At 60.9% G+C, this 19,119-nt stretch carries 19 protein-coding genes; 9 read left to right on the forward strand and 10 right to left on the reverse strand.

Going from position 1 to position 19,119, the window contains the following annotated elements; translation table 11 throughout:
- Nucleotide 1 precedes the first annotated feature (1 nt).
- The 3 genes from M1E10_RS09625 to M1E10_RS09635 form a co-directional block, all read right to left on the reverse strand.
- The gene (locus tag M1E10_RS09625; RefSeq protein ID WP_499176133.1) at nucleotides 2–232 is read right to left on the reverse strand and encodes a hypothetical protein; all 231 of its coding nucleotides are present in this window, start codon (nucleotides 230–232) and stop codon (nucleotides 2–4) included.
- A gap of 130 nt (nucleotides 233–362) precedes the next feature.
- Nucleotides 363–1,727: a phage head spike fiber domain-containing protein gene (locus tag M1E10_RS09630; RefSeq protein WP_499176134.1), complete on the reverse strand. Its 1,365-nt coding sequence runs from the start codon at nucleotides 1,725–1,727 to the stop codon at nucleotides 363–365.
- Nucleotides 1,727–1,990, reverse strand: a complete 264-nt coding sequence (locus tag M1E10_RS09635; RefSeq protein ID WP_499176135.1) for a spike base protein, RCAP_Rcc01079 family — start codon at nucleotides 1,988–1,990, stop codon at nucleotides 1,727–1,729. Before M1E10_RS09635 ends, M1E10_RS09630 begins: the two co-directional genes overlap by 1 nt.
- A gap of 289 nt (nucleotides 1,991–2,279) precedes the next feature.
- Between M1E10_RS09635 and xseA the strand changes: the two genes are divergently transcribed.
- Nucleotides 2,280–3,890: an exodeoxyribonuclease VII large subunit gene (gene xseA, locus M1E10_RS09640; protein ID WP_499176136.1), complete on the forward strand. Its 1,611-nt coding sequence runs from the start codon at nucleotides 2,280–2,282 to the stop codon at nucleotides 3,888–3,890.
- Between the two features lie 19 nt (nucleotides 3,891–3,909).
- Here xseA and M1E10_RS09645 read toward each other — a convergent pair whose 3' ends face one another.
- The 4 genes from M1E10_RS09645 to M1E10_RS09660 form a co-directional block, all read right to left on the reverse strand.
- Nucleotides 3,910–4,197, reverse strand: a complete 288-nt coding sequence (locus M1E10_RS09645; RefSeq protein WP_499176137.1) for a DNA-binding protein — start codon at nucleotides 4,195–4,197, stop codon at nucleotides 3,910–3,912.
- Complete coding sequence (locus M1E10_RS09650) at nucleotides 4,197–4,493, reverse strand: type II toxin-antitoxin system RelE/ParE family toxin (RefSeq protein ID WP_499176138.1); 297 nt, start codon at nucleotides 4,491–4,493, stop codon at nucleotides 4,197–4,199. The genes M1E10_RS09645 and M1E10_RS09650 overlap by 1 nt, the downstream gene beginning before the upstream one ends.
- 36 nt (nucleotides 4,494–4,529) lie before the next feature.
- Nucleotides 4,530–5,783 carry an aminopeptidase gene (locus M1E10_RS09655; RefSeq protein ID WP_499176139.1) on the reverse strand — a complete coding sequence of 418 codons (1,254 nt, stop codon included), beginning with the start codon at nucleotides 5,781–5,783 and terminating at the stop codon, nucleotides 4,530–4,532.
- A gap of 96 nt (nucleotides 5,784–5,879) precedes the next feature.
- Nucleotides 5,880–6,227, reverse strand: coding sequence for an arsenate reductase (locus M1E10_RS09660; RefSeq protein WP_499176140.1), 348 nt, complete (start codon nucleotides 6,225–6,227; stop codon nucleotides 5,880–5,882).
- Nucleotides 6,228–6,396: 169 nt separating this feature from the next.
- On the opposite strand from M1E10_RS09660, the gene M1E10_RS09665 reads away from it, so the two are divergent.
- Nucleotides 6,397–6,567, forward strand: a complete 171-nt coding sequence (locus M1E10_RS09665; RefSeq protein ID WP_499176141.1) for a hypothetical protein — start codon at nucleotides 6,397–6,399, stop codon at nucleotides 6,565–6,567.
- Between the two features lie 121 nt (nucleotides 6,568–6,688).
- Nucleotides 6,689–8,098, forward strand: a complete 1,410-nt coding sequence (locus M1E10_RS09670) for a methyl-accepting chemotaxis protein (RefSeq protein ID WP_499177136.1) — start codon at nucleotides 6,689–6,691, stop codon at nucleotides 8,096–8,098.
- A 165-nt stretch (nucleotides 8,099–8,263) separates the two neighbouring features.
- Here the strand turns inward: M1E10_RS09670 and M1E10_RS09675 are convergent, their stop codons facing one another.
- The gene (locus tag M1E10_RS09675; protein ID WP_499176142.1) at nucleotides 8,264–9,733 is read right to left on the reverse strand and encodes an ArnT family glycosyltransferase; all 1,470 of its coding nucleotides are present in this window, start codon (nucleotides 9,731–9,733) and stop codon (nucleotides 8,264–8,266) included.
- Nucleotides 9,734–10,219: 486 nt separating this feature from the next.
- Nucleotides 10,220–10,459, reverse strand: coding sequence for a hypothetical protein (locus tag M1E10_RS09680; RefSeq protein ID WP_499176143.1), 240 nt, complete (start codon nucleotides 10,457–10,459; stop codon nucleotides 10,220–10,222).
- Nucleotides 10,460–10,938: 479 nt separating this feature from the next.
- Between M1E10_RS09680 and M1E10_RS09685 the strand changes: the two genes are divergently transcribed.
- The 4 genes from M1E10_RS09685 (at nucleotide 10,939) to M1E10_RS09700 (ending at nucleotide 15,358) form a co-directional block, all read left to right on the forward strand.
- A complete protein-coding gene (locus M1E10_RS09685; RefSeq protein ID WP_499176144.1) occupies nucleotides 10,939–12,258 on the forward strand; it encodes a patatin-like phospholipase family protein in 1,320 nt (439 codons plus the stop codon).
- A gap of 171 nt (nucleotides 12,259–12,429) precedes the next feature.
- Nucleotides 12,430–13,488, forward strand: coding sequence for an HlyD family efflux transporter periplasmic adaptor subunit (locus M1E10_RS09690; RefSeq protein ID WP_499176145.1), 1,059 nt, complete (start codon nucleotides 12,430–12,432; stop codon nucleotides 13,486–13,488).
- Nucleotides 13,485–14,666 carry an ABC transporter permease family protein gene (gene devC / locus M1E10_RS09695; RefSeq protein ID WP_499176146.1) on the forward strand — a complete coding sequence of 394 codons (1,182 nt, stop codon included), beginning with the start codon at nucleotides 13,485–13,487 and terminating at the stop codon, nucleotides 14,664–14,666. Before M1E10_RS09690 ends, devC begins: the two co-directional genes overlap by 4 nt.
- Nucleotides 14,666–15,358, forward strand: a complete 693-nt coding sequence (locus M1E10_RS09700; RefSeq protein WP_499176147.1) for an ATP-binding cassette domain-containing protein — start codon at nucleotides 14,666–14,668, stop codon at nucleotides 15,356–15,358. Before devC ends, M1E10_RS09700 begins: the two co-directional genes overlap by 1 nt.
- 278 nt (nucleotides 15,359–15,636) lie before the next feature.
- Here the strand turns inward: M1E10_RS09700 and M1E10_RS09705 are convergent, their stop codons facing one another.
- Nucleotides 15,637–16,500 carry a MipA/OmpV family protein gene (locus M1E10_RS09705; RefSeq protein ID WP_499176148.1) on the reverse strand — a complete coding sequence of 288 codons (864 nt, stop codon included), beginning with the start codon at nucleotides 16,498–16,500 and terminating at the stop codon, nucleotides 15,637–15,639.
- 486 nt (nucleotides 16,501–16,986) lie between these two features.
- On the opposite strand from M1E10_RS09705, the gene M1E10_RS09710 reads away from it, so the two are divergent.
- Nucleotides 16,987–17,724, forward strand: coding sequence for a response regulator transcription factor family protein (locus tag M1E10_RS09710; RefSeq protein ID WP_499176149.1), 738 nt, complete (start codon nucleotides 16,987–16,989; stop codon nucleotides 17,722–17,724).
- Complete coding sequence (locus tag M1E10_RS09715; RefSeq protein WP_499176150.1) at nucleotides 17,724–19,115, forward strand: sensor histidine kinase family protein; 1,392 nt, start codon at nucleotides 17,724–17,726, stop codon at nucleotides 19,113–19,115. The genes M1E10_RS09710 and M1E10_RS09715 overlap by 1 nt, the downstream gene beginning before the upstream one ends.
- Nucleotides 19,116–19,119: the final 4 nt, after the last annotated feature.

The raw sequence follows: 19,119 nt of genomic DNA on the forward strand, positions 1-19,119 counted from the left end.
GCTAGATCAGGCGCAGCCGCTGCGCTACGAAGAGGCCGGCGATCAGGTTGATCAGTCCGAAATTGTAGCCGACGAGAGCGATACCGAGCCTGCCGAACGGCCAGACACCCCCCGACAGCGCACCTGCGGCGACGAAGGCGATGACGATGAGCACCGCCACCAGTGCAATGGAGAATGCCGAGCGGAGAAGCCCCGCGCATGTCCCCAGCAGTACGGCAGTCAGAAACAACACCTTTACGCCCTCGCATGATAGATATGGCGATTGTAAGGGCGGCTTTGCTAAGATTTCCTTTCACCCGGACGACGGGGCTACAGGTCCGGCGAATGCTGCCATTGCCTTGGCGAAACGGCGGGTGGCGCTGTCAGCCCGCATAGGGAACGGCCTTGGCCTGCAGTGCGTCTTCCGACATCCTGAATGGCCAGACAACAAGTGACTCGTACCGACCGTCGGCAAAGTTGCCAGTGCCGTCTCGTCCGAGATAGGTCGCGCTCCGGTCGGCATCCATGGTAGCCGCGAGCGTCATGACATCGCCGCCGTCATAGCAGCCGGCCTTGGCCGCTGGATCGAAGGCGATGGTGCAACCGCTGGCGACCAACGGCTGTGTCAGGCCAGTTGCGATCGTCAACGGCGCATTACTGCCCGCGATAAGACTTGTCGCCTGGCTGTCAAAACCAAGGACCCGGCTTGAGGGCCCTCCAAGAAGACGGCCATTGCCTCCACCCACCTCCCGCATCTGGAGCAGGAGACTGGCCCGGGGCCGCTGTAGAAGAGCCTCTCCCGTCGGTGCCAGCCTGCAGAGGTCTGCTGCCCGGGTCGCAACCACCTCCGCCGTGGGAATGTAGGAGGTGACAAAGGGAGAGGCCTCGACCTGCATGCCGCCGAAGTAGTTGCCGGTCTGGTCGGCGGTGCGGTTGGCCTGAGCATTGATCGAGACGGTATCGCCGGTCGCCGCCGTGGCCACGAAGCTGAAGGACAGGCGGCAGATGCCATTACCCAGCGATTGCACCCGGATATCGGATGGCAGGTTGCGCTGGCCATTGGCTGGCACCGAGACATGGGCGAGCGTCAGAGGTATTTCAGGAGCCGGCCAGTTGATCTGGACGGCGCTCTGCCACACGGCGTCCGTGCTGTTGTAGAGCCCGAACCAGGACAGGCCGCCGTCTCCCTGCTTCAGGAACGTGGAGACCGCGTAGCGCGTGCCGTCCACGAGCGTGACCAACTGCTGCAGGCCGCCGAAAACATCGCCCGTCCGCCGCACCGTCTCCAGCACCAGACTGCCGCTGGAGACGGTCTGGCCGGGGAGGCTGGAGGAGGCCTTGATCCAGGTGGAAGCCGCAAGCGTCTGCGAGTGGAGCAGCAGGTTGGTCGCCGGCCGCTCCAGGAGCAGCGCTCCCGTCCCGCCGCTCCAGTCGAAGCGTGGTTCGTCCGCCGCCGTCAAAACGATCTTGCCGGAAGCATCCATATAGGTTGCCCCGCTGGCACGGGTGAAGGCGAAGAGGTCGGCAAAGCCAAATGGTTGCAACTGCGCAAGGGTCTCGGGTGTTGCTGTGGCGATGGACGCCATTCCTGCCGATGTTTGCGCAAAGCGTCGACGCCGAAAGTCGGCGATGAAGGCGGCGCCGATGGGCGGGCCGCCCTCGTGAGGGAGCGCGGCATAGCCCATCTGGCGATGCCAGTCGGAGCGCCTCAAGGCGGCGGAGGAGAGGCCGAGAGAGAGGCCGAGCATCAGACGAGACCCACGAGATTGGCGGCGCTGGTGCCGGTGGCGAAAACCCTTGTCACCCGCAGCGGCAGCAGGCTTCCGGCCGAGACGGCGGCAAAGGTCAGCGTCTCCCCCGTCAGCATCCGCACGGTGAGATCGCCGCCGCTGCCGACATAGAGCGCCCGGGTAGGCTCCGGCAGGTCGGTGGTGTCGTTCGGGGTGACGGCGAAGCCGGACGCAGCGGGGCCGGACAGCGAGGCTTGGACATTGGCAAAACGATCGGGCATGGCGGCATCTCCACAAGGTTATGAGGAGAATTGTCGCGGTCCGCTGCAGGGTGGGGATGAAAGCCGGCGAAGTTTTTCGACAATGGCCATCATTCGATCCTTCTGATCATGGCCGGCTGAAGACGAGAACGGCAGGAGGAACAGAGGCTTGACTGCCCTCGCTCCCGGGAGAGCGAACGATTCCACCGTCAATTCGAGACGCCGGCCAGCATTTTTTGGTTGAAGTTCTTCCCCCTTTTGGCCGGGCCAAGGGAGGTGAAATCCCGTTCGCCTTCCTGTAGAAGGAGGCATGAACAGTTTTGCCGCCAGGGATTCGCTGACCAATCTTCTTGAGGTGACCGTTTCGGAACTGTCCGGCTCGATCAAGCGGACGGTCGAAACGGCCTTCGACCAGGTGCGGGTGCGCGGAGAAATTTCCGGCTATCGCGGCCAGCACTCCTCCGGCCATGCCTATTTCAGCCTCAAGGACGACCGCGCGCGCATTGATGCGGTAATCTGGAAGGGCAGCTTCCCGCGCATGAAGTTCCGACCCGAAGAGGGCATGGAAGTCATCGCGACGGGCAAGATCACCACCTTCCCGGGATCCTCCAAATACCAGATCGTCATCGAGACGCTGGAGCCGGCTGGAGCCGGTGCGCTGATGGCGCTTCTGGAGGAGCGGCGCCGGCGGCTGGCGGAAGAGGGCCTGTTCGATCAGGCGCGCAAGCGGCCGCTGCCCTACATGCCGCGGGTCATCGGCGTCGTGACCTCGCCGACCGGCGCAGTCATCCGCGACATCCTGCACCGGATCACCGATCGCTTCCCCGTTCATGTCGTCGTCTGGCCGGTCAAGGTCCAGGGCGAGGGATCGGGCGAGGAGGTGGCGGCGGCGATCCGCGGCTTCAACGGGCTCTCAGCCGACGGCCCGATGCCCAGGCCGGATCTGCTGATCGTGGCACGCGGCGGCGGCAGCCTGGAGGATCTCTGGAGCTTCAACGACGAGATCGTCGTGCGCGCGGCGGCGGAAAGCGCCATTCCGCTGATCTCGGCGGTCGGCCACGAGACGGACTGGACGCTGATCGACCATGCCGCCGACATACGTGCGCCGACCCCGACCGGTGCTGCCGAGATGGCGGTGCCGGTCAAGGCCGATCTCGAGGCGCAGCTGGCAAGCCTTGGCGCACGGCTTAAGGGCTGCGCCAGCCGACAGATGGAATACCATCGCCAGTCGGTGCGCGCCCTGGTGCGGGCGCTGCCCTCGCTCGACCAATTGCTCGCCCTGCCGCGTCGCCGCTTCGACGAGGCGGCAACCGGCCTTGGCCGTGGTCTGGAACGCACGACCGTCGTCAAGCGCCGCAGTCTGGAACAGGCAACCGCCGGCCTTCGCCTCGATCTCCTGACCAACCGCGTCACTGAGCGCCGCCGCTTCGTCGGCGAGCAGGTGCTGCGCAAGGAACGCTGCCTGGAACGGCACATGCTGAAGGAGCACAACCGCGTCGCCCGGGCGGCAACATCGCTCTCGGCGCTCCCCGCACGACTGAACGGCCAGTTGCAGCGCGAGCGCCAGAAGGTGTCGTCGCTGATGCGCCATGCGGACACGGCCGTCACCCATGCCATGGGGCGCAGCCGTGCAGCGATCCTGGCACAGGACCGCGTGCTGCAATCGCTGTCTTACATGAACGTTCTGAAGCGCGGCTATGCGGTCATTCGCGATGCAGACGACCGGCCGCTGACGCGCGCCGCCGGCATCGCCACGGGGCAGGCGCTGTCAATCCAGTTTGCCGATGGTCGCATTGCCGCCGTGTCGGGCGACGAGCCGCCACCCATGGCCCATGCCCCGGACGAGGCGCCATCACGCAAACGGGCGGCACCAAAGCCGGTACCGCCCGCCGCTCCACCCAAGCAGGGCAGCCTGTTCTAGTCTTGAATGATCATCCGGGTCAGGAGTGAACCTTCGCGGTCAGTCCGACACCCAGGGACTTCATCACGGCCATGGTCGTCTTCAGGGTCGGATTGCCGTTCTCGCTGAAGGAGCGATACAGCTGCTCGCGGGAGAGCCCGGTGTCCTTGGCAATTTGCGTCATGCCCTTGGCACGTGCAACGACGCCCAGCGCATGGGCGATGTAGCCCGGATCATCCGTTTCGAAGGCTTCGGCCATGAAAACGGCAATCGCTTCATCGGAGTTCAGGTCTTCAGCCGGATCATAGGTTGCGATTTTCTCGGTCATCATTCGCTCCATTCTTGCGAAAGCTTTTTCGCAAGCTTGATATCTTTTCCTTGGCTGCCTTTATCTCCGCCGCACAGCAAGACGATGAGAATCTCACCGCGCTGTTGGAAGTAGATCCGGTAGCCCGGCCCATAGTGGAGGCGCAGTTCACTGATGCCATTGCCTACCGGCGCGACATCGCCGGGATGCCCAAAGGCAAGACGGTCCAGGCGTGAAGCAATAAGCGCCCTTGCACGCTCGTCTTTGAGACGCATGCGCCACTTGCGGAATGTTTCAGTCTGCTTGAGGACGAGCACATCTGAGCGTAGTTTAAAAACTACGCTCAGTCAACCCTACGCCCACTCCCCCTTGCGCATCACCGGCACTTTCGAACCGTCCGGCTTGATGCCGTCGATATCGACTTGGTCGGAACCGATCATCCAGTCGATGTGGATCAGGCTGGAGTTGCCGCCCTGGGCGGTGATCTGCTCCTGGCTGAGCGAGGCGCCGTCGAGGAAGCACTTCGAATAGCACTGGCCGAGCGCGATGTGGCACGAGGCGTTTTCATCGAAGAGCGTGTTGTAGAAGAGCACGCCGCTCTTCGAGATCGGCGAGGAATGCGGCACCAGCGCCACTTCGCCGAGGCGCCGCGCGCCTTCGTCGGTGTCGAGCACCTTGTTGAGCACGGCTTCGCCCTTCGAAGCCTTCGCCTCGACGATGCGGCCGCCTTCGAACCGGACCTGGATCTCGTCGATCAGCGTGCCCTGGTGCGACAGCGGCTTGGTGGAGGAGACATGGCCTTCCACCTTCAGCGCATGCGGCGTCGTGAACACTTCCTCGGTCGGAATGTTCGGGTTGCAGGTGATCCCGTTCTTGGCGGTCGAGGCGCCGCCGTGCCATTCGTGCCCGTCAGCGAGCCCAACCCTCAGGTCCGTGCCGGGGCCGGTGAAATGGAGTGCCTCGAAGCGCTCGCCGTTCAGCCAGTCGGAGCGGCTGCGCAGCGTCGTGTTGTGAGCCGCCCAGGCGGCGACCGGATCGGCAAGATCGACGCGCGAGGCGGCGAAGATCGCCTCCGCCAGCTTGAACACCGCTTCCTCTTCCGGCAGATCCGGGAAGACCACCTTGGCCCAGGAGGGGTTCGGATAGGAGATGATGTTCCAGTTGATGTCGAAGTTGGAGATCTTTTCCAGCGCCGGCTTGTAGGCCATGGAATTTGCCTTGTTGGCCCGCGCCACCTTGGCCGGATCCTGATCGGCCAGCAGCAAGGGGTTGTCGCCGGCAATCGCCAGTCGCGCCGCGCCGCCGGCAAAGGCCTGCGCCATGCCTTCGAAGAGCCAGCCTGATGCCTTGTCGAAACTGTCGTCCGGCGCATGGGCGTAACGGGCAAGCGTCGTGACCTCGTCCGCATAGAAGGTCGTCACCAGGCCGGCACCGGCCATATAGGCATGTTTGGTGACCAGCCGGACCAGCGGCAGGGCCGCGATCGGCGCGGTGATGACCAGATCCTGACCGTGCTGCAGCTGCAGGCCGACCTTCACGGCCACCTCCGCCAGCTTCTCGAGCTTGATCGGGTCGATGGCGCTTCTGCTCTGGGTCTGGATGTTCATCGGTTGGCTGTCCTGTCTGCTGAAGGTGGAGGAGACATAATACGCTTCAGCTCATGTTTGAAGTTGGGCAAGAAGGCGGTGATCGCCGTGGCACCGTCAGGAAAAGTGGGAGGCGTAGATCTCCGGCTTGAACCCGACGATGATCCGGCCGCTGTTCTCCAGCACCGGGCGCTTGATCATCGAGGGCTGTTCCAGCATCAGCGCGATGGCCCGGTCGCGGTCGAGATCGGCCCTGGCAGTCTCGTCGAGCTTGCGGAAGGTGGTGCCGGCGCGATTGAGGACGGTCTCCCAGCCGGCGGCGTCCACCCATTGCTCCAGGCGCGCTCGGTCGATGCCCTCGGTCTTGTAGTCGTGGAAGTGATAGGCGACTTCGTGTTCGTCGAGCCAGGCCCGCGCCTTCTTCATCGTGTCGCAGGCCTTGATGCCGTAGATCGTCGCTTGCATCGTCACTGTCCTCCCGTTCGGAGGAACGGATATCAACCACCCTGCCGCTTCTGCAAGTGTTGATCTGGATCATATCAGGGCATGCTCATGGGGCATGGCTCCCGTGCTCACATGGACATTGTGCCACGAACCTCACGGCCCCACATTGTGCACAACAAAGGAGCACATCATGTCTACCCGCCACAATCGCATGTCCGGCAGCTTCATCGGCCGCGCCTTCGCTGCCTTCGGTGCCGCCGTCAATGCATCGAACGCCGTGGAAAACCATCGCCAGCCGGCCAAACGTGACCTCGACGTGCTTGGCATCGACCCGAAGGCCTTCGACAAGATCGCGATGTAAGCTGCCGTCGATGGCGCTCACGATTTGAGCATCTATACGGACTATTAACGCTGTTGCCACATCATCTCCCGATACTGGGAGGTATTCCGTGGTCGCTGCTGCTCACATTCTGCAAGATGACATGCTGCCGGAGGTTTCGGCGGCGGATCCGCAGGTGCTTCAAGCGGCCGTCGGAAAGCTCGCCCTCGAGGCGTCCGATCTGGGGCTGCATCTCGTCGATATCGCTGGCACCATCCAGGACACGGCAAGCCAGTCTTCCGAACACGCAGCGCTTCTGTCCCGCCTCACCCAGTCCGCGGAAGCCATTGCGGAGGCCAACGGCGAGATTGCCCGTTCGCTCGGCGAGACGGACAAGCTTGCGGCCAGTGCCAGGCAGGTGCTGGGCGAGCAGGCGCAGCAGCTGAACGGCTCCGTTGCCGCCATAGACCACATGGTCACCGCCTCGCAGGAAATCGGCGAGGAGATCAAGTCGTTTTCCTCCGCACTCGCAGATGTCAGCCGGCTCGCGGAGGCGATCGGAACCATCGCCCGCCAGACCAACCTTCTCGCTCTCAATGCCGCCATCGAGGCCGCTCGCGCTGGCGAGGCCGGCAAAGGGTTCGCCGTCGTGGCCGCCGAGGTTCGCGCCCTGTCGCTGCAGACCTCCCAGACCACCAGCTCCATTCAATCGACCCTCATCCAGCTCGGCAGCCGCATCGACAGCCTGATCGCAGCCGGCGAGGGCGCTCGCGTGTCGGCCGAGGGGGTGAAGACCACAGCGAGCTGCGTCCAGGGCTCATTCAAAGGTGTCGAGGAGGTCATGGCGCAGATTCTCGATGGCGCCTCGTCGCTCGCCTCCACCACGGAAGTCGTCGATCGACAGTGCAGCGAGTTTGCCAGCGCGATCGCCACCGCTGCCGGCGCCATCCTCAAGTCCAACGACAAGCTCCAGGACACTTCGATCCGCGTGGGTGAAGTCGTCGCCATCTCCGAACGCATCATCCAGGCAACCGCCAGTGCCGGCACGGAAACGCCCGATACACCCTACATTCGCTCCGCCATGGGCATTGCCGCAGAAGTTTCGGCAATCTTCGAAGCAGCCGTCAGTTCCGGTCGCATTCAGCCGGCGGCCCTGTTCGACCGTCAGTACCGGCCGATCAACGGCACCGAACCGGTGCAGTACATGACGCAGTTCACCGAATTCACCGATGCAGTCCTGCCGCAGATCCAGGAACAGGCTGCCGCCAGTGACGAGCGCATCGCCTTCTGTGCCGCCATCGATGAAAACGGCTATCTTCCCACCCATAACCGCAAGTTCTCGCAGCCGCAGCGGCCGGGCGATATCGACTGGAACACCGCCAACTGCCGCAACCGCCGCATCTTCAACGACCGCGTTGGCCTTGCCGCAGGCCGCAACACGCAGCCCTTCCTGCTGCAGACCTACCGCCGCGACATGGGCGGCGGCCAGTTCGTGCTGATGAAGGATATCTCCGCTCCGATCACGGTCAACGGCCGCCACTGGGGCGGGCTACGACTGGCGATCCGGGTCTAGCTTCGGATACGCCCTCCGCTATTGCTCTTGCCCGTCGACGCAGCTTTCCAGACCGGGCGCTCCGCGTCGCGGGACAAAGTCAGACCGCAGATGATGTTGAAGTTGACTGGGGAAGTTGCCGAGCGCTTCATCGCCACCGCTCTCGGTTCCCTTTATGACTGTGCATCAGTTCGGGCACAATTCGGCCACCGCAACCCCGGATACGGGGGTTAGCTGAAACAGCATCAGCGCAACCCCATCTTGCGTTCGCATGGCCGTACGTGTTGCCTGGACCGTTTCAAAGAACCCAGGGGCTGTCTCAGAGGTCGTTTCCGACCGTCTTGTCCGCTCGATCAAGAGTCCGGGGGCCTTGCACAATTCGTTGGGGAAGGCGCCGCGGAAGCCGTAGCGCTGCAGTTCAGTGACGGACCATACGGGCACATGCGGAAAACGAAGCGCGAGGGATCCGGTTCGAGCATAGTCGGTCGTGGCGATCCAACTTGCGCCCGTCTCCTCCAGCACTTCAGCGATGGCATCTTCAGTCGCTGACCATCCCCGCGTTTGGTTGGGTGGATTGTTAGTCGTGCCGATGGGCGTGACCGGGTTGAGCATGATTGCGACCGAACCGACACTGATCAACAAGGCGATGGCAGGTGTAGCCTTGCTCAAAAGCCGCCGCGACTGTGCTTGAGCGAGGCCAAAGGCCGCAGGAATGGCGAAGAGCGCCTGCAGCGGCACGATCCAGTTGGCTTGAACTTGCGAATGTGTTGCGTGATAGGCGAAATAGAGCAGGAGCGGAACGGAGCTCCAGATCAACAGCGTGCAATCTTTGGGCGGGGCCTTGAGCGCTCGGAAGGCGAACCAGGTCACCAGTGGTGTCGGCGCGAGGAGCAGGAGCGCGGCATATTCCCCGAGATATCGCAGCGAGAAGCCGGATGCATCGAGGCGCGCACCCTGGCGCTCCAGGCCGAGCCAATCGTTTTGCAAATTCCAGAAAATATAGGGAAGAAGCGGCAGGACCGCCGCGATCACGGTCATGTAGGGCAGACTCGTGAGCAGGTACGCGCGGCCTTTTGGTGTGGCAATCAGGTAAGCCAGCAATCCGACGGCCAGAAAGGCATTGGTAAACTTCGACAAGCCGCCGAGCCCGATGAACAGACCTGTGCAGAGCCACCACAGCATCGCCAAGCGATTGTCCGGGGGCGTGTTGACCGCACGGATCGCCGCCCAAAGTGCTGCCACCCAGAACAAGGTGGAGGGCGCGTCGGGAGTGGCAAAGCTGCCAAGAGCGAAGACGAGGACGTTAGAATTATAGAGCGTTGTGGCCAGCACTGGCAGCCCCACAACGCCACCGGACATGCGCCGCGCGATATCGCCCACAAGGTATCCCGAGACGACAAAACCAATGACTGAAAACAGGCGGATGCCGAGCGCGGTTTCACCGAAGAGGTTGGTCCCCATGCGGATCATGTAGGCGATCATGGGCGGATGATCGTAATAACCAAACGCCAGATCGCGGGCCCACAGTGCATAGTAGGCTTCATCATCGAAGAGGGGTACCAACGCGGCAATGGCAAGGTGAATGGCGAGAAACAAAAGTGATACAGTGAAAACGGAAAGTCGCATCGGAGAGTTACCTTCACCGGAAAATGCCATGTTGCTAAGCCTACCAAGCAGAGCATTGTCAACGGGCCGCGGTGAACACGATTGCTTCCGTCGCGCCGCAAATGCTTCAGGCGTTAAAGCTGCCCATAGGTGCTGGAAGGCGACTGATCTGCAGGTTCAGCGAAGGTGGGGCAGCCTGCCACAACGTGCTCTCCACGATCTTTCAGCCTTTTATGCAAGTCCAATCTCGGACCGAATGAGCGCGCCCTGAGCGCTTGCCGAAGGGTTTCCGACCCTAGTCCAGAGCCTGTTTGCCAAAGCACAGAAAGCGCTGACCGCAGTCGGGCGTGCAGCACGGCGGTAGCCCAAAGAAACGGTCAGCGTGTCGCTGGTGGAAAAGCAGAAAGCTCCACCTCGTGCCGCACGTCGGGCCTTCTTCGCTCTACTGCACGCGCATGGGCCAGAGCCAGGAGCGAAACGCCTGCTCTGGCGGGATCTGCTTGTCGAAGCGGTCTCCCTCAACGCAACTCGAACCCTCTAGGAGCCGGGGGAGCCGACGAGATGATTTATGTTGGCTCTCACCCGGGCAGCGAAATCCTGATCCTGTTCTGCATCTGACAGTGGCGCCAGATAATCTTCGACAGACGCAACCAAACGATCACTGAAGGTCGGATCACTGGTCATGGCGTGGGCAACCAGGGCTTGAAGCGTGGCGTAGATCGCCTTCTTTTGAGCTCCGGACGCAACGCCGAACTTGTCATTAGCTTCGTTTTCCATCGTCTCAGGCTCCACTTAATAATATTGAACCAAGGCGCTCGCCCTCGCATCCGTCACGATCATAGTTGATGAGAACGGTACCGGGAAACCCACGCTGATTGAAGCTTTGGCAGCCCTGTGCGGCTTCTACGAAACCGAGGGGACGGCATCGAGGAGATGCCTTCGATCACCCGCGTGCCGTCGATTGCAGCGGCGCCCTTCTCGCAAGTGCATTGGGTGCAAGAGCTTGCTGCGCATCGATTATCGTTGGCGCCGAGAACGTCTTCCCTCCGCTCGCATCCATCCGGCGCAACAATTCTTAACGAGAGAAAACCCAAATCAACGCCAAAATCGGCCTTAGTGTCGCCAGATCCAAATCTCCAGGGAATTCGGCTTTGAACGGCACGACACTGATAATGCGCCTGCGACATTGGGGGTATCTGCATCCGAAATACATGCGGTGCTCGCAGAGAGGCTGTTGCTAATTGGCGGGCACTTTGATGCATCACCAGACGCCTCGGGCGAGGCGGGATGTGCCCCGGCTTGTAGCTGTCCTGTTGCTCTGTTTTCTGTCCGGCTGCACCGCGCCGGCCCGTATTCCCTACGACACCAAAGCGGCATCGGCGGCCGGTGTCGATGGGTTTGACGATATTCGCATTTATGCGGACTTGAGTGGGCGGTTACCCAAGTCGCGGACCTGGCTTCCGACCCTCAGACACAAGGAAATCAACTACCTCGTCCTATCCGGTGGGGGGGCACGAGGAGCGTTCAGTGTCGGTGCTCTGAAGGCCTGGTCGGACAAGGGGCAGCGGCCGGAATTCGACATCGTGAGCGGCGTCAGCACCGGTGCGCTGATTGCGCCCTATGCCTTCCTGGGTTCGGCATATGATGAGACGCTAATTGATCTTTACACAAGCGGCGTTGCTCAGGATCTGGTCGACATGAAGTTTTTGCCAAAGGCACTGCTGGGCCCGAGTCTCCTGAGCCAGGAGCCCCTTCGAACGATGGTCGAACGGTATCTGACGCGCGACACACTGGAGAGGATCGCTGCAGAGCATCGCAAGGGACGACGCTTGCTCGTTCTGACCTCCAACCTGGATTCCCAAAGGGCGGTAATCTGGAACATGGGCGCCATCGCCGACAGCGGCCGGCCCGATGCGCTGAAGCTCTTCCAGGATATCATCATCGCATCGGCCAGCATCCCCGGGCTGTATCCAGCCGTGCTCATCAAGGCCAAAGCCGGTGGGCGGGTTTTTGAGGAAATGCACTCCGACGGCGGATCCGCTACCCAAATCCTGACGATCCCGGAGGGTTGGATCGCTAACGCGCAAGAGGATGAATGGCCCAAAGCCCCTATGTTCAACATGTACATTCTCGTCAACAACACCCTGATGCCGGAATTTGCCCTGACCACCAACAACACCTTCGTTGTCATGGCAAAGGCAAGCTCACTGCTCATCAAATCGCAGACACGCAGCGCGCTCCTGGCCACCTACGCCTATGCCCGAAAAAACGGCATTCGTTTCCATATGGCCTCCATCGAGGTGCCTGTCGCCTATGACATAACCGACCCTTTCAACACCAACTACATGCGAGCGATCTACCATCTCGGGTACGCACAGATGGCAAACGGTAGCCTATGGAAAGACCGACCGACCTTTGTCGCCACACCCACTGGGCGCCCAGACGGCACAGCAGCAGATACAGACCTGCCGAGCGATCTGCAGGTGACCCGCCCTGGCGAAATCCGCAGCCTCCCAGGTCGGGATGCCGCCGTCGTGAACCGACAGACCGCATCAATCACAGCCCAGATCGACTGAACCCGGAGGGAAGGACACGATGATCTCATGCTCGAATTAGCCAAGGATCGCGTCGCATTGCCGCTCGAAGATCCGGGAAAGGCCCAGACCTCGGCACCGTCCGGCAACCCGCGTGGAAACGGATCATGGTGGAGAAGGCTGTTGCTTGCCGGATCATTGCTCGGCCTTGGCATGATTGCCGGCATCTATTTTCAGCCACTGGCCGTTCGTGTCCTTCAGACTGCAGAAGTTAATTCTGGCGGTTCTCCCGATGCTGGGTCCTTGGAGCAGGGAGAGGAGCAACCGGCAGTCGACGAGAGGGCGCTCGATGTCGTTGCACTCGGCCGGCTCGTCCCGGATGGCGGCATTCTGGCTGTGGCTCTTCCCAATGGCGCGGGTGACGCGCGCATCGCTCGGCTGCTGGTTACCGAAGGTGACCAGGTGGCCGCCGGCCAAATCGTTGCTGAACTGGACAACATTCCGGCGCTTCTCGCCGCTAAGGCCTCGGCTGAAGCCAACGTGAAAGCCCAGCTCGCCTCCCTGGAGCAGGTACGATCATCGATGCTCGCCAACCTCGCCGAGGCGCGGGCCAATCACGCCGCGACCCAAGCAGCGCTGACGCTTGCGAACCAGGAGGTCACGCGCCAGACCAGGCTTGCTGCAGGCAACTTGACCACCCAGGTTCTGATCGAACAGGCGCATGCCAACGCTGCCAAGGCGCGGGCAGAGCTCGACCGGACGGCGGCACTTGTCGACCGGTACAGCGGAGCCGAGACGGGCGATCAGTCAGACATCTTGCTGGCGGCACGCAACCTTGATTTGGCGCGCGACAATTTGGCTCGTGCCAACGAAGACCTTGCCTCCGGACGGGTCGTCGCGCCGCGAGCGGGAGCTGTGCTCGAAATTCACGCCCGTGTCGGTGAAAAACCATCGGCCAGCGGCGTGATGACCATTGGCGATGTAGAACGAATGACGGCTGAACTGGAGGTCTATCAGACCGAGGTGAAAAAGGTTGACCTGGGGCAGATCGTGAGCGTGACGGGCCAAGCGCTGTCAGCGCCCCTGACAGGCAGGGTCACCAGGATCGGGCAGATCGTGGGCCGCCAGTCTGTCGTGTCTACCGAGCCTGCCGCCAACGTGGATGCACGCGTCGTCAAGGTGGTCGTCACCCTCGATGCCAAATCCTCGGCCGCCGCCCGGGCCTACACCAACCTCGAAGTGATCGGTCGGATAAGGACACAGGTGCAATGACGCGATTGTTGCATCTGCTGCTTCGGCGCCTACCGGTCGGCTGGCTGCAACTGATCCACAACCGCATGCGGCTGATCGCGGCTGTGGCGGGCATAGCTTTCGCCAATCTGCTGGTCTTCGTGCAGCTCGGGGTGCTTGCGTCATTGACTGGCGTCGCCCAGCTTACCTTTACGCCGCTCAACGCGGACATCATCATTTCGCCGCAGCGACCCGAGTTCCTCAACGGCGAAATGATCTCGCGCCGCCTCATGTATAGTGCTCTTGCCGATCCCGCCGTGGCGGAAGTGGCGCCGCTTTACATTGAAACCATAGAGTGGAAGCGGCTCGGATCGTCCACGACCCTGATCGTTTATGGACTGCTTCCCGAAGCGGTGACCTTTGCCGGCGGGACACTCGGCGATCAACTGGCAATACTGGCTTTACCCAACCGCGTGCTCCTCGATACAGCGATCCCTGACATCGATCAGGATCTGGGCGCAGCCGCTGTCGAGCAGCTATCGCCTGACCTGCCTCTGATGTTCGAGATCAGTGGTCATGCTGTTTCTGCAGTAGGTGGATTCAGGCTCGGAAGCGGGTTCGACACCGCCGGCGCGATGGTTGTCTCGGACCAGACATTCCAGCAGCTATTTCCCGAGCGAACTGCCGGCACCCCCAGCCACGTCCTCATCCGGGTGAAACCAAACCAGGACCCGGCCACCGTCGCCGGTCGACTGACCGAACGCCTGGTTTCGGAACGCGTACAGGTTCGTACGACCGCGCAAGCCATGGCAGATGACGTGAACTACATGAACGACGAAATGTCGATAGGCATCATATTCGGAATGGGCGTCTTCATCGGCATTGTTGTCGGTCTGGTCATTGTCTACCAGGTCCTATCAACCGATGTCGCCGCCCATCTGAAGGAATACGCCACGTTCAAGGCGATGGGATATCCACACCGCTTTCTCCTCGGCATCGTTTTCGAGGAGGCCTTTATCATCGCTTTCCTTGGCTTCGTTCCGGGCGTTGTTCTCGGAAGTGCAATCTATGGGATGATGTCCGCGGCAACCGGCTTGCCGATAGGCATGACGGTTGATCGTGCCCTGACAGTTTTTTTGGGTACGTTCGTCGCCTGCGGGCTGTCCGGCGCTCTTGCAACCCTTCGCCTCAGGCGGGCAGAACCAGCGGATCTATTCTGATGACGAACAGCGGTGGACCAGCAATAGAGCTTCAGAACGTCAATCATTGGTTTGGTTCCGGCGGGACCAAGTTCCAGGCAATCTTCAACGTGTCGCTATCATTTGAACGCGGCACGCTCACGGTTCTGCGTGGGCCCTCCGGCTCCGGGAAGACGACTTTGCTCACGCTTATGGGTTCCTTGCGAAAGGTGCAGGAGGGGTCGGTTCGTCTGCTGGGGCAGGAATTGCGGGGAGCAAGCCAGACAAGCCAGCAGATGCTGCGCCGCCGGCTCGGTTTCATCTTCCAGGCGCATAACCTGCACGAGAGCCTGACCGCGCGACAGAACACGCTGATGGGGCTGCAGGTCCATGGCTTGCGCGGCGACATTGCAAGGCAGGATGCGGCCACACTCCATATTCTCGAATTATTGGGTCTGGGCCAGCGTATCGACTACCTGCCGGAGAAACTGTCCGGTGGACAGAAGCAGCGCGTGGCTATCGCCCGTGCGCTTGTATCGAACCCGGAGGTCGTTTTCGCCGACGAACCAACCGCCGCCCTGGACAGGGATGCGGGACTTCGGGTGGTACAGATGCTCAAGGCGCTTGGGGATGCTCGTGGCATGTCGACGGTGATGGTCACGCATGACACCCGCATCATCGATCTCGCCGACAGGATCGTCACGATCGAGGACGGACGACTGGTTCCCGATTGAAAATGTTCAATTTCTGGGATCCAGAGGGAGTTGTGCGCCTCACGCATATGAAGGCAAGTGACGTCGTCGCTGCGCAAAAAGCAGCTTGCCTTTTGAGCGGAATATTCCGGCATTCCATTTCCCAGCCTTTGCGATCAGGCGTGTTGCGGTTGATCGCTTCTTGGACGGCCGGTCACTCTGCTGTCGGAGAGGGGGAACCCGGTCGCACCACGGCATGAATTCCGGCATCCGCCGGAAACTCAACTGTGGAGCGCCCGTTCCCCGCTCTTGTTCGCAAGCTAGAACTTGTAACCGACAAGCATCATCGCGGAAGGCTGAACGTGGTCTTGAACGATCGGACTGTCCTTTGCATCTCCCGTAAGGAAGCCGACGCCGGCTTGACCCAGAACAAACCAGTTCTCCGTTGCCATGTAGGTTACCGACGCTTCAACATCGAAGCGCTTGAGACCTGCACCTGCATCATATCGCTGCAAGCCGGACCGCGCAGACTGGGCGGCGTTCACGCCAAAGTAGCTTTCCATATGCTTGCCGTCCGCAAATGTTGCTGAAGCGCCAGCGGAGAGGATAAAGCGATCGAGGTGATGCGAGACGTTTGCGCCGACCTGGCCGAGCAGGCCATCGCTGCCGCCAAGCGTCTTGTCAACCTTGGCATAGAATTCCATCGGTCCCATCTCATACGAGACCTGTCCTCCCACGATGCCTCCGGCGTCGATGTTGCCAAGACCTCTCAGGTGGCGGGAATCGCTCTCTTTACGACCTCCGCCGAACTCGTAGCCGCCGTTCAGCGTAAATTCGAAACCATTGGACTCCAGAACATTGATCGTCAGACCATCAGGATCCACTGTGACCCGACCGAACGTTGCGGAGACCATGGGAACAGGAATGACCTCGAACTCGTCCGATCCCTCGAATTTCGGGGCGTACATGGCGCCGGCACCGACCATGACGCCCCAGTCGGAGAGTTTTTGGCTGATGCCGCCGAAGCGGCCTTGATCGAAGGCCGCCGGCGTTTGAATGGCGGCCTCTCCATTCTCATAAAGGTCGGCGGCGCGTGCCTCAAGCAGAGGGCAAACCACCACTGCGAACCCGGTAGCTATGGCAACATGCCGCCGATGGCCTGAAATAGACTTGGTTATTGACATTCAAATTCGCTCCTGGGGTCCATAGCGAGCTTTTGGGCGTACATCATGAAAACCGGACGGGCCGTGCTTCTCGCGGGCACACTATCGGAGACAGCGTCATTAACTTGGGTTTTGTGATGTTAAAATACGTTGTCTTAGTCGTCGGCTTCAGCTCACGTCGACCTTTCGGCGACTGTGACTGCGGAAATGCGCTCGCCGGCAACAGGTCGCGCAGCTTCTGGCCCGGGTGGGAAGACGACGCTGAGAGCCCGGAATGCCGAAGAGGTATCTGATGGATTGGGCAACGTCGGTGCAGTCGCCCTTTGCGTCGTGCTGGCCTGACGCCCTCTGCATTCAGTGCAAGCAGCCTGCTGCGGTGATGCCCTGTCGCTGCGGTTCAGTTCCCGCTTAACATATCGAAATATCTCACCCAGTGACTTTCCGCGTGCTTTTGCGACAATGAAGATACATTCTGAATCCCATCGAGCTTATATGCAGAGCCAACTCATGATCGCTCAACATCTCGTCGCGCCAGAGACCGTACCTCGCGTTCTCCTTGTCGAGGATGACGAGGAAATTGCAGCGATGGTGATCGAAATGCTCACCGAAAACGGTCTTGAGGCTGTTGCAGTTGGCTCAGCCGCCAGTATGGACGCGACGCTGAGGAAGCAAGCATTCGATCTGATCGTGCTCGATGCCATGTTGCCGGGAGAGGATGGGTTCAGTATCTGCCGTCGACTGCGGGCATCTTCCACCGTTCCAATTATCATGCTCACGGCACTCGGGGATGAAATCAACCGCATCGTCGGCATCGAGCTTGGAGCTGACGACTATGTGACCAAGCCCTTTCATCCGCGGGAATTCATGGCGCGCATAAAAGGGCTTCTCCGGCGCGCATCTTATGGTGCGGACCAGCCTCAGCAGCCTGCGGCGATGCGGTTCGCCGGCTGGCAGATAGATCCAATAGTGCGCCAACTTGTCAATCCAGACGGCGTCCACGTGTCCATGACGACAGCCGAGTTCGATATTCTTCTCGCATTCTGCCAGAATCCGGGTCGTGTGATGACGCGCGATCAGCTTCTACGCATGACCCATGCCGGGCTTGCGGGGCCGGTCGAACGCAGTATCGACGTTCACATCAGTCGCGTCCGACAGAAGATTGAACCCAATGTTCGCGAGCCGACCGTCATCAAGACGGTCCGGCTGGGTGGCTACATGTTCACCCCGAAAGTCGAGGTGTGTTGATGTCTTCTCGCTTCCGGGTAGGATCTCTCCGCCGACAGATTGCGGCGCTGGCCATTGGCCCCATTGGTGGCCTCCTCATCCTGGCAGTGATCTCCGATTTACTGCTGCGCGACGATCTGGAAAGCGTTTCCTATGCCAGAGCGACAGCATTGAAGATCGAGACCGTCGTTGACCAGGTTCGCGCGTCCACCTCTGCGCAACAGAAGGCAGCCATTCTTGAGGCCACATCCAGCACGGGGCTTCGTGTCGAAGAAGTCCCGGCGGCCGAGCTTTCAAAGGGCGAGACAGGTATGCTCGTCGAGGATGTCCGCCACCTTGTGCAGGAGAATCTTCCATCCAGGTTCACGACGGCTTTCCGCACGCAAACCCCCACTGGCGAACTTCACGATGTGCTAGTCGTTGCGATGGATTCCGACCGAGCGCTGGCGTTTCTTCCCGCGCCACCTCCTCCCGATGCTTGGATTAGCGACCAGCAAGTTAGTGTCGTGTTGCAGATGATGGTTCTCGTCCTGCCGGTGGCTCTATTGTCGCTGTATGCGGCACGGGTGATTTCTGCTCCGCTCCTCGAGTTTGCCAAAGCCGCAGAGACGTTGAAGCCTGATGACGGGCCGGACAGGCCTTTCAAAGAACGTGGCGCAGCCGAAATTCGGACCTTGGCGAGATCACTCAATGACATGCGCAGTCGCCTGCGCAGTATGATTGATGAACGAACGCGTATGCTGCGTGCGATTAGCCACGACCTTCGGACACCGCTGACGCGTCTGCGTCTGCGCGCGGAGCGTTCCACGCAACCGGAGCTGAAGGCAGCGCTGTTGAAGGATATCTCCGCTCTCAGCGACATGATCAACGATACGCTCACATATCTCAGCAATGAAATGGCAGCTGAAAAGCCGGTTAACGCCGATCTTCCCAGCCTGTTGTCGACCATATGTTCGGACTTTTCCGATGTGGGTTTCAATGTGAGATATGTGGGACCGGAGCGCTTTGCCTATGGCTGCAAGCCACGCTCGCTGGCGCGCGCGATCACCAACCTTGTGGAGAACGGCACCAAATTTGCGCATGAAATCACAGTGGAACTCTCTGTGCTTGAAAATGGCACTGTGCAAATTAGTGTCTTTGACGACGGTCCAGGTCTTCCCGGCAATTTGCGGACCCGTGTGCTGGAGCCGTTTTTCAAGGTCGATACGGCGAGAACATTGTCCGATCGCAGTGGGTTCGGTCTCGGGCTCTCAATCGTCGACGACATCGTTCGGGCACACGGCGGCACAATCAAGCTGTTGAACAGAGCACCGCATGGCCTTGCGGCACAGATGGATTTTCCTGCCGAAGGTGACGCGGCAAGCGATACCGTATCGAAGACGCCGACCGATGATCTCGCCCGTGCTGGGTGACGGA

This window comes from Rhizobium sp. PK7-22, from assembly GCF_056530405.1.

Excerpts from the sequence above, each read along its gene's own strand:
- M1E10_RS09630 (WP_499176134.1), bottom strand. The coding sequence starts at position 1,727 with ATGCTCGGCCTCTCTCTCGGCCTCTCCTCCGCCGCCTTGAGGCGCTCC.
- M1E10_RS09635 (WP_499176135.1), bottom strand. The coding sequence starts at position 1,990 with ATGCCCGATCGTTTTGCCAATGTCCAAGCCTCGCTGTCCGGCCCCGCT.
- xseA (WP_499176136.1), top strand. The coding sequence starts at position 2,280 with ATGAACAGTTTTGCCGCCAGGGATTCGCTGACCAATCTTCTTGAGGTG.
- M1E10_RS09645 (WP_499176137.1), bottom strand. The coding sequence starts at position 4,197 with ATGACCGAGAAAATCGCAACCTATGATCCGGCTGAAGACCTGAACTCC.
- M1E10_RS09655 (WP_499176139.1), bottom strand. The coding sequence starts at position 5,783 with ATGAACATCCAGACCCAGAGCAGAAGCGCCATCGACCCGATCAAGCTC.
- M1E10_RS09660 (WP_499176140.1), bottom strand. The coding sequence starts at position 6,227 with ATGCAAGCGACGATCTACGGCATCAAGGCCTGCGACACGATGAAGAAG.
- M1E10_RS09665 (WP_499176141.1), top strand. The coding sequence starts at position 6,397 with ATGTCTACCCGCCACAATCGCATGTCCGGCAGCTTCATCGGCCGCGCC.
- M1E10_RS09670 (WP_499177136.1), top strand. The coding sequence starts at position 6,689 with ATGCTGCCGGAGGTTTCGGCGGCGGATCCGCAGGTGCTTCAAGCGGCC.
- M1E10_RS09675 (WP_499176142.1), bottom strand. The coding sequence starts at position 9,733 with ATGGCATTTTCCGGTGAAGGTAACTCTCCGATGCGACTTTCCGTTTTC.
- M1E10_RS09680 (WP_499176143.1), bottom strand. The coding sequence starts at position 10,459 with ATGGAAAACGAAGCTAATGACAAGTTCGGCGTTGCGTCCGGAGCTCAA.
- M1E10_RS09685 (WP_499176144.1), top strand. The coding sequence starts at position 10,939 with ATGCATCACCAGACGCCTCGGGCGAGGCGGGATGTGCCCCGGCTTGTA.
- M1E10_RS09690 (WP_499176145.1), top strand. The coding sequence starts at position 12,430 with ATGATTGCCGGCATCTATTTTCAGCCACTGGCCGTTCGTGTCCTTCAG.
- devC (WP_499176146.1), top strand. The coding sequence starts at position 13,485 with ATGACGCGATTGTTGCATCTGCTGCTTCGGCGCCTACCGGTCGGCTGG.
- M1E10_RS09700 (WP_499176147.1), top strand. The coding sequence starts at position 14,666 with ATGACGAACAGCGGTGGACCAGCAATAGAGCTTCAGAACGTCAATCAT.
- M1E10_RS09705 (WP_499176148.1), bottom strand. The coding sequence starts at position 16,500 with ATGTCAATAACCAAGTCTATTTCAGGCCATCGGCGGCATGTTGCCATA.
- M1E10_RS09710 (WP_499176149.1), top strand. The coding sequence starts at position 16,987 with ATGATCGCTCAACATCTCGTCGCGCCAGAGACCGTACCTCGCGTTCTC.
- M1E10_RS09715 (WP_499176150.1), top strand. The coding sequence starts at position 17,724 with ATGTCTTCTCGCTTCCGGGTAGGATCTCTCCGCCGACAGATTGCGGCG.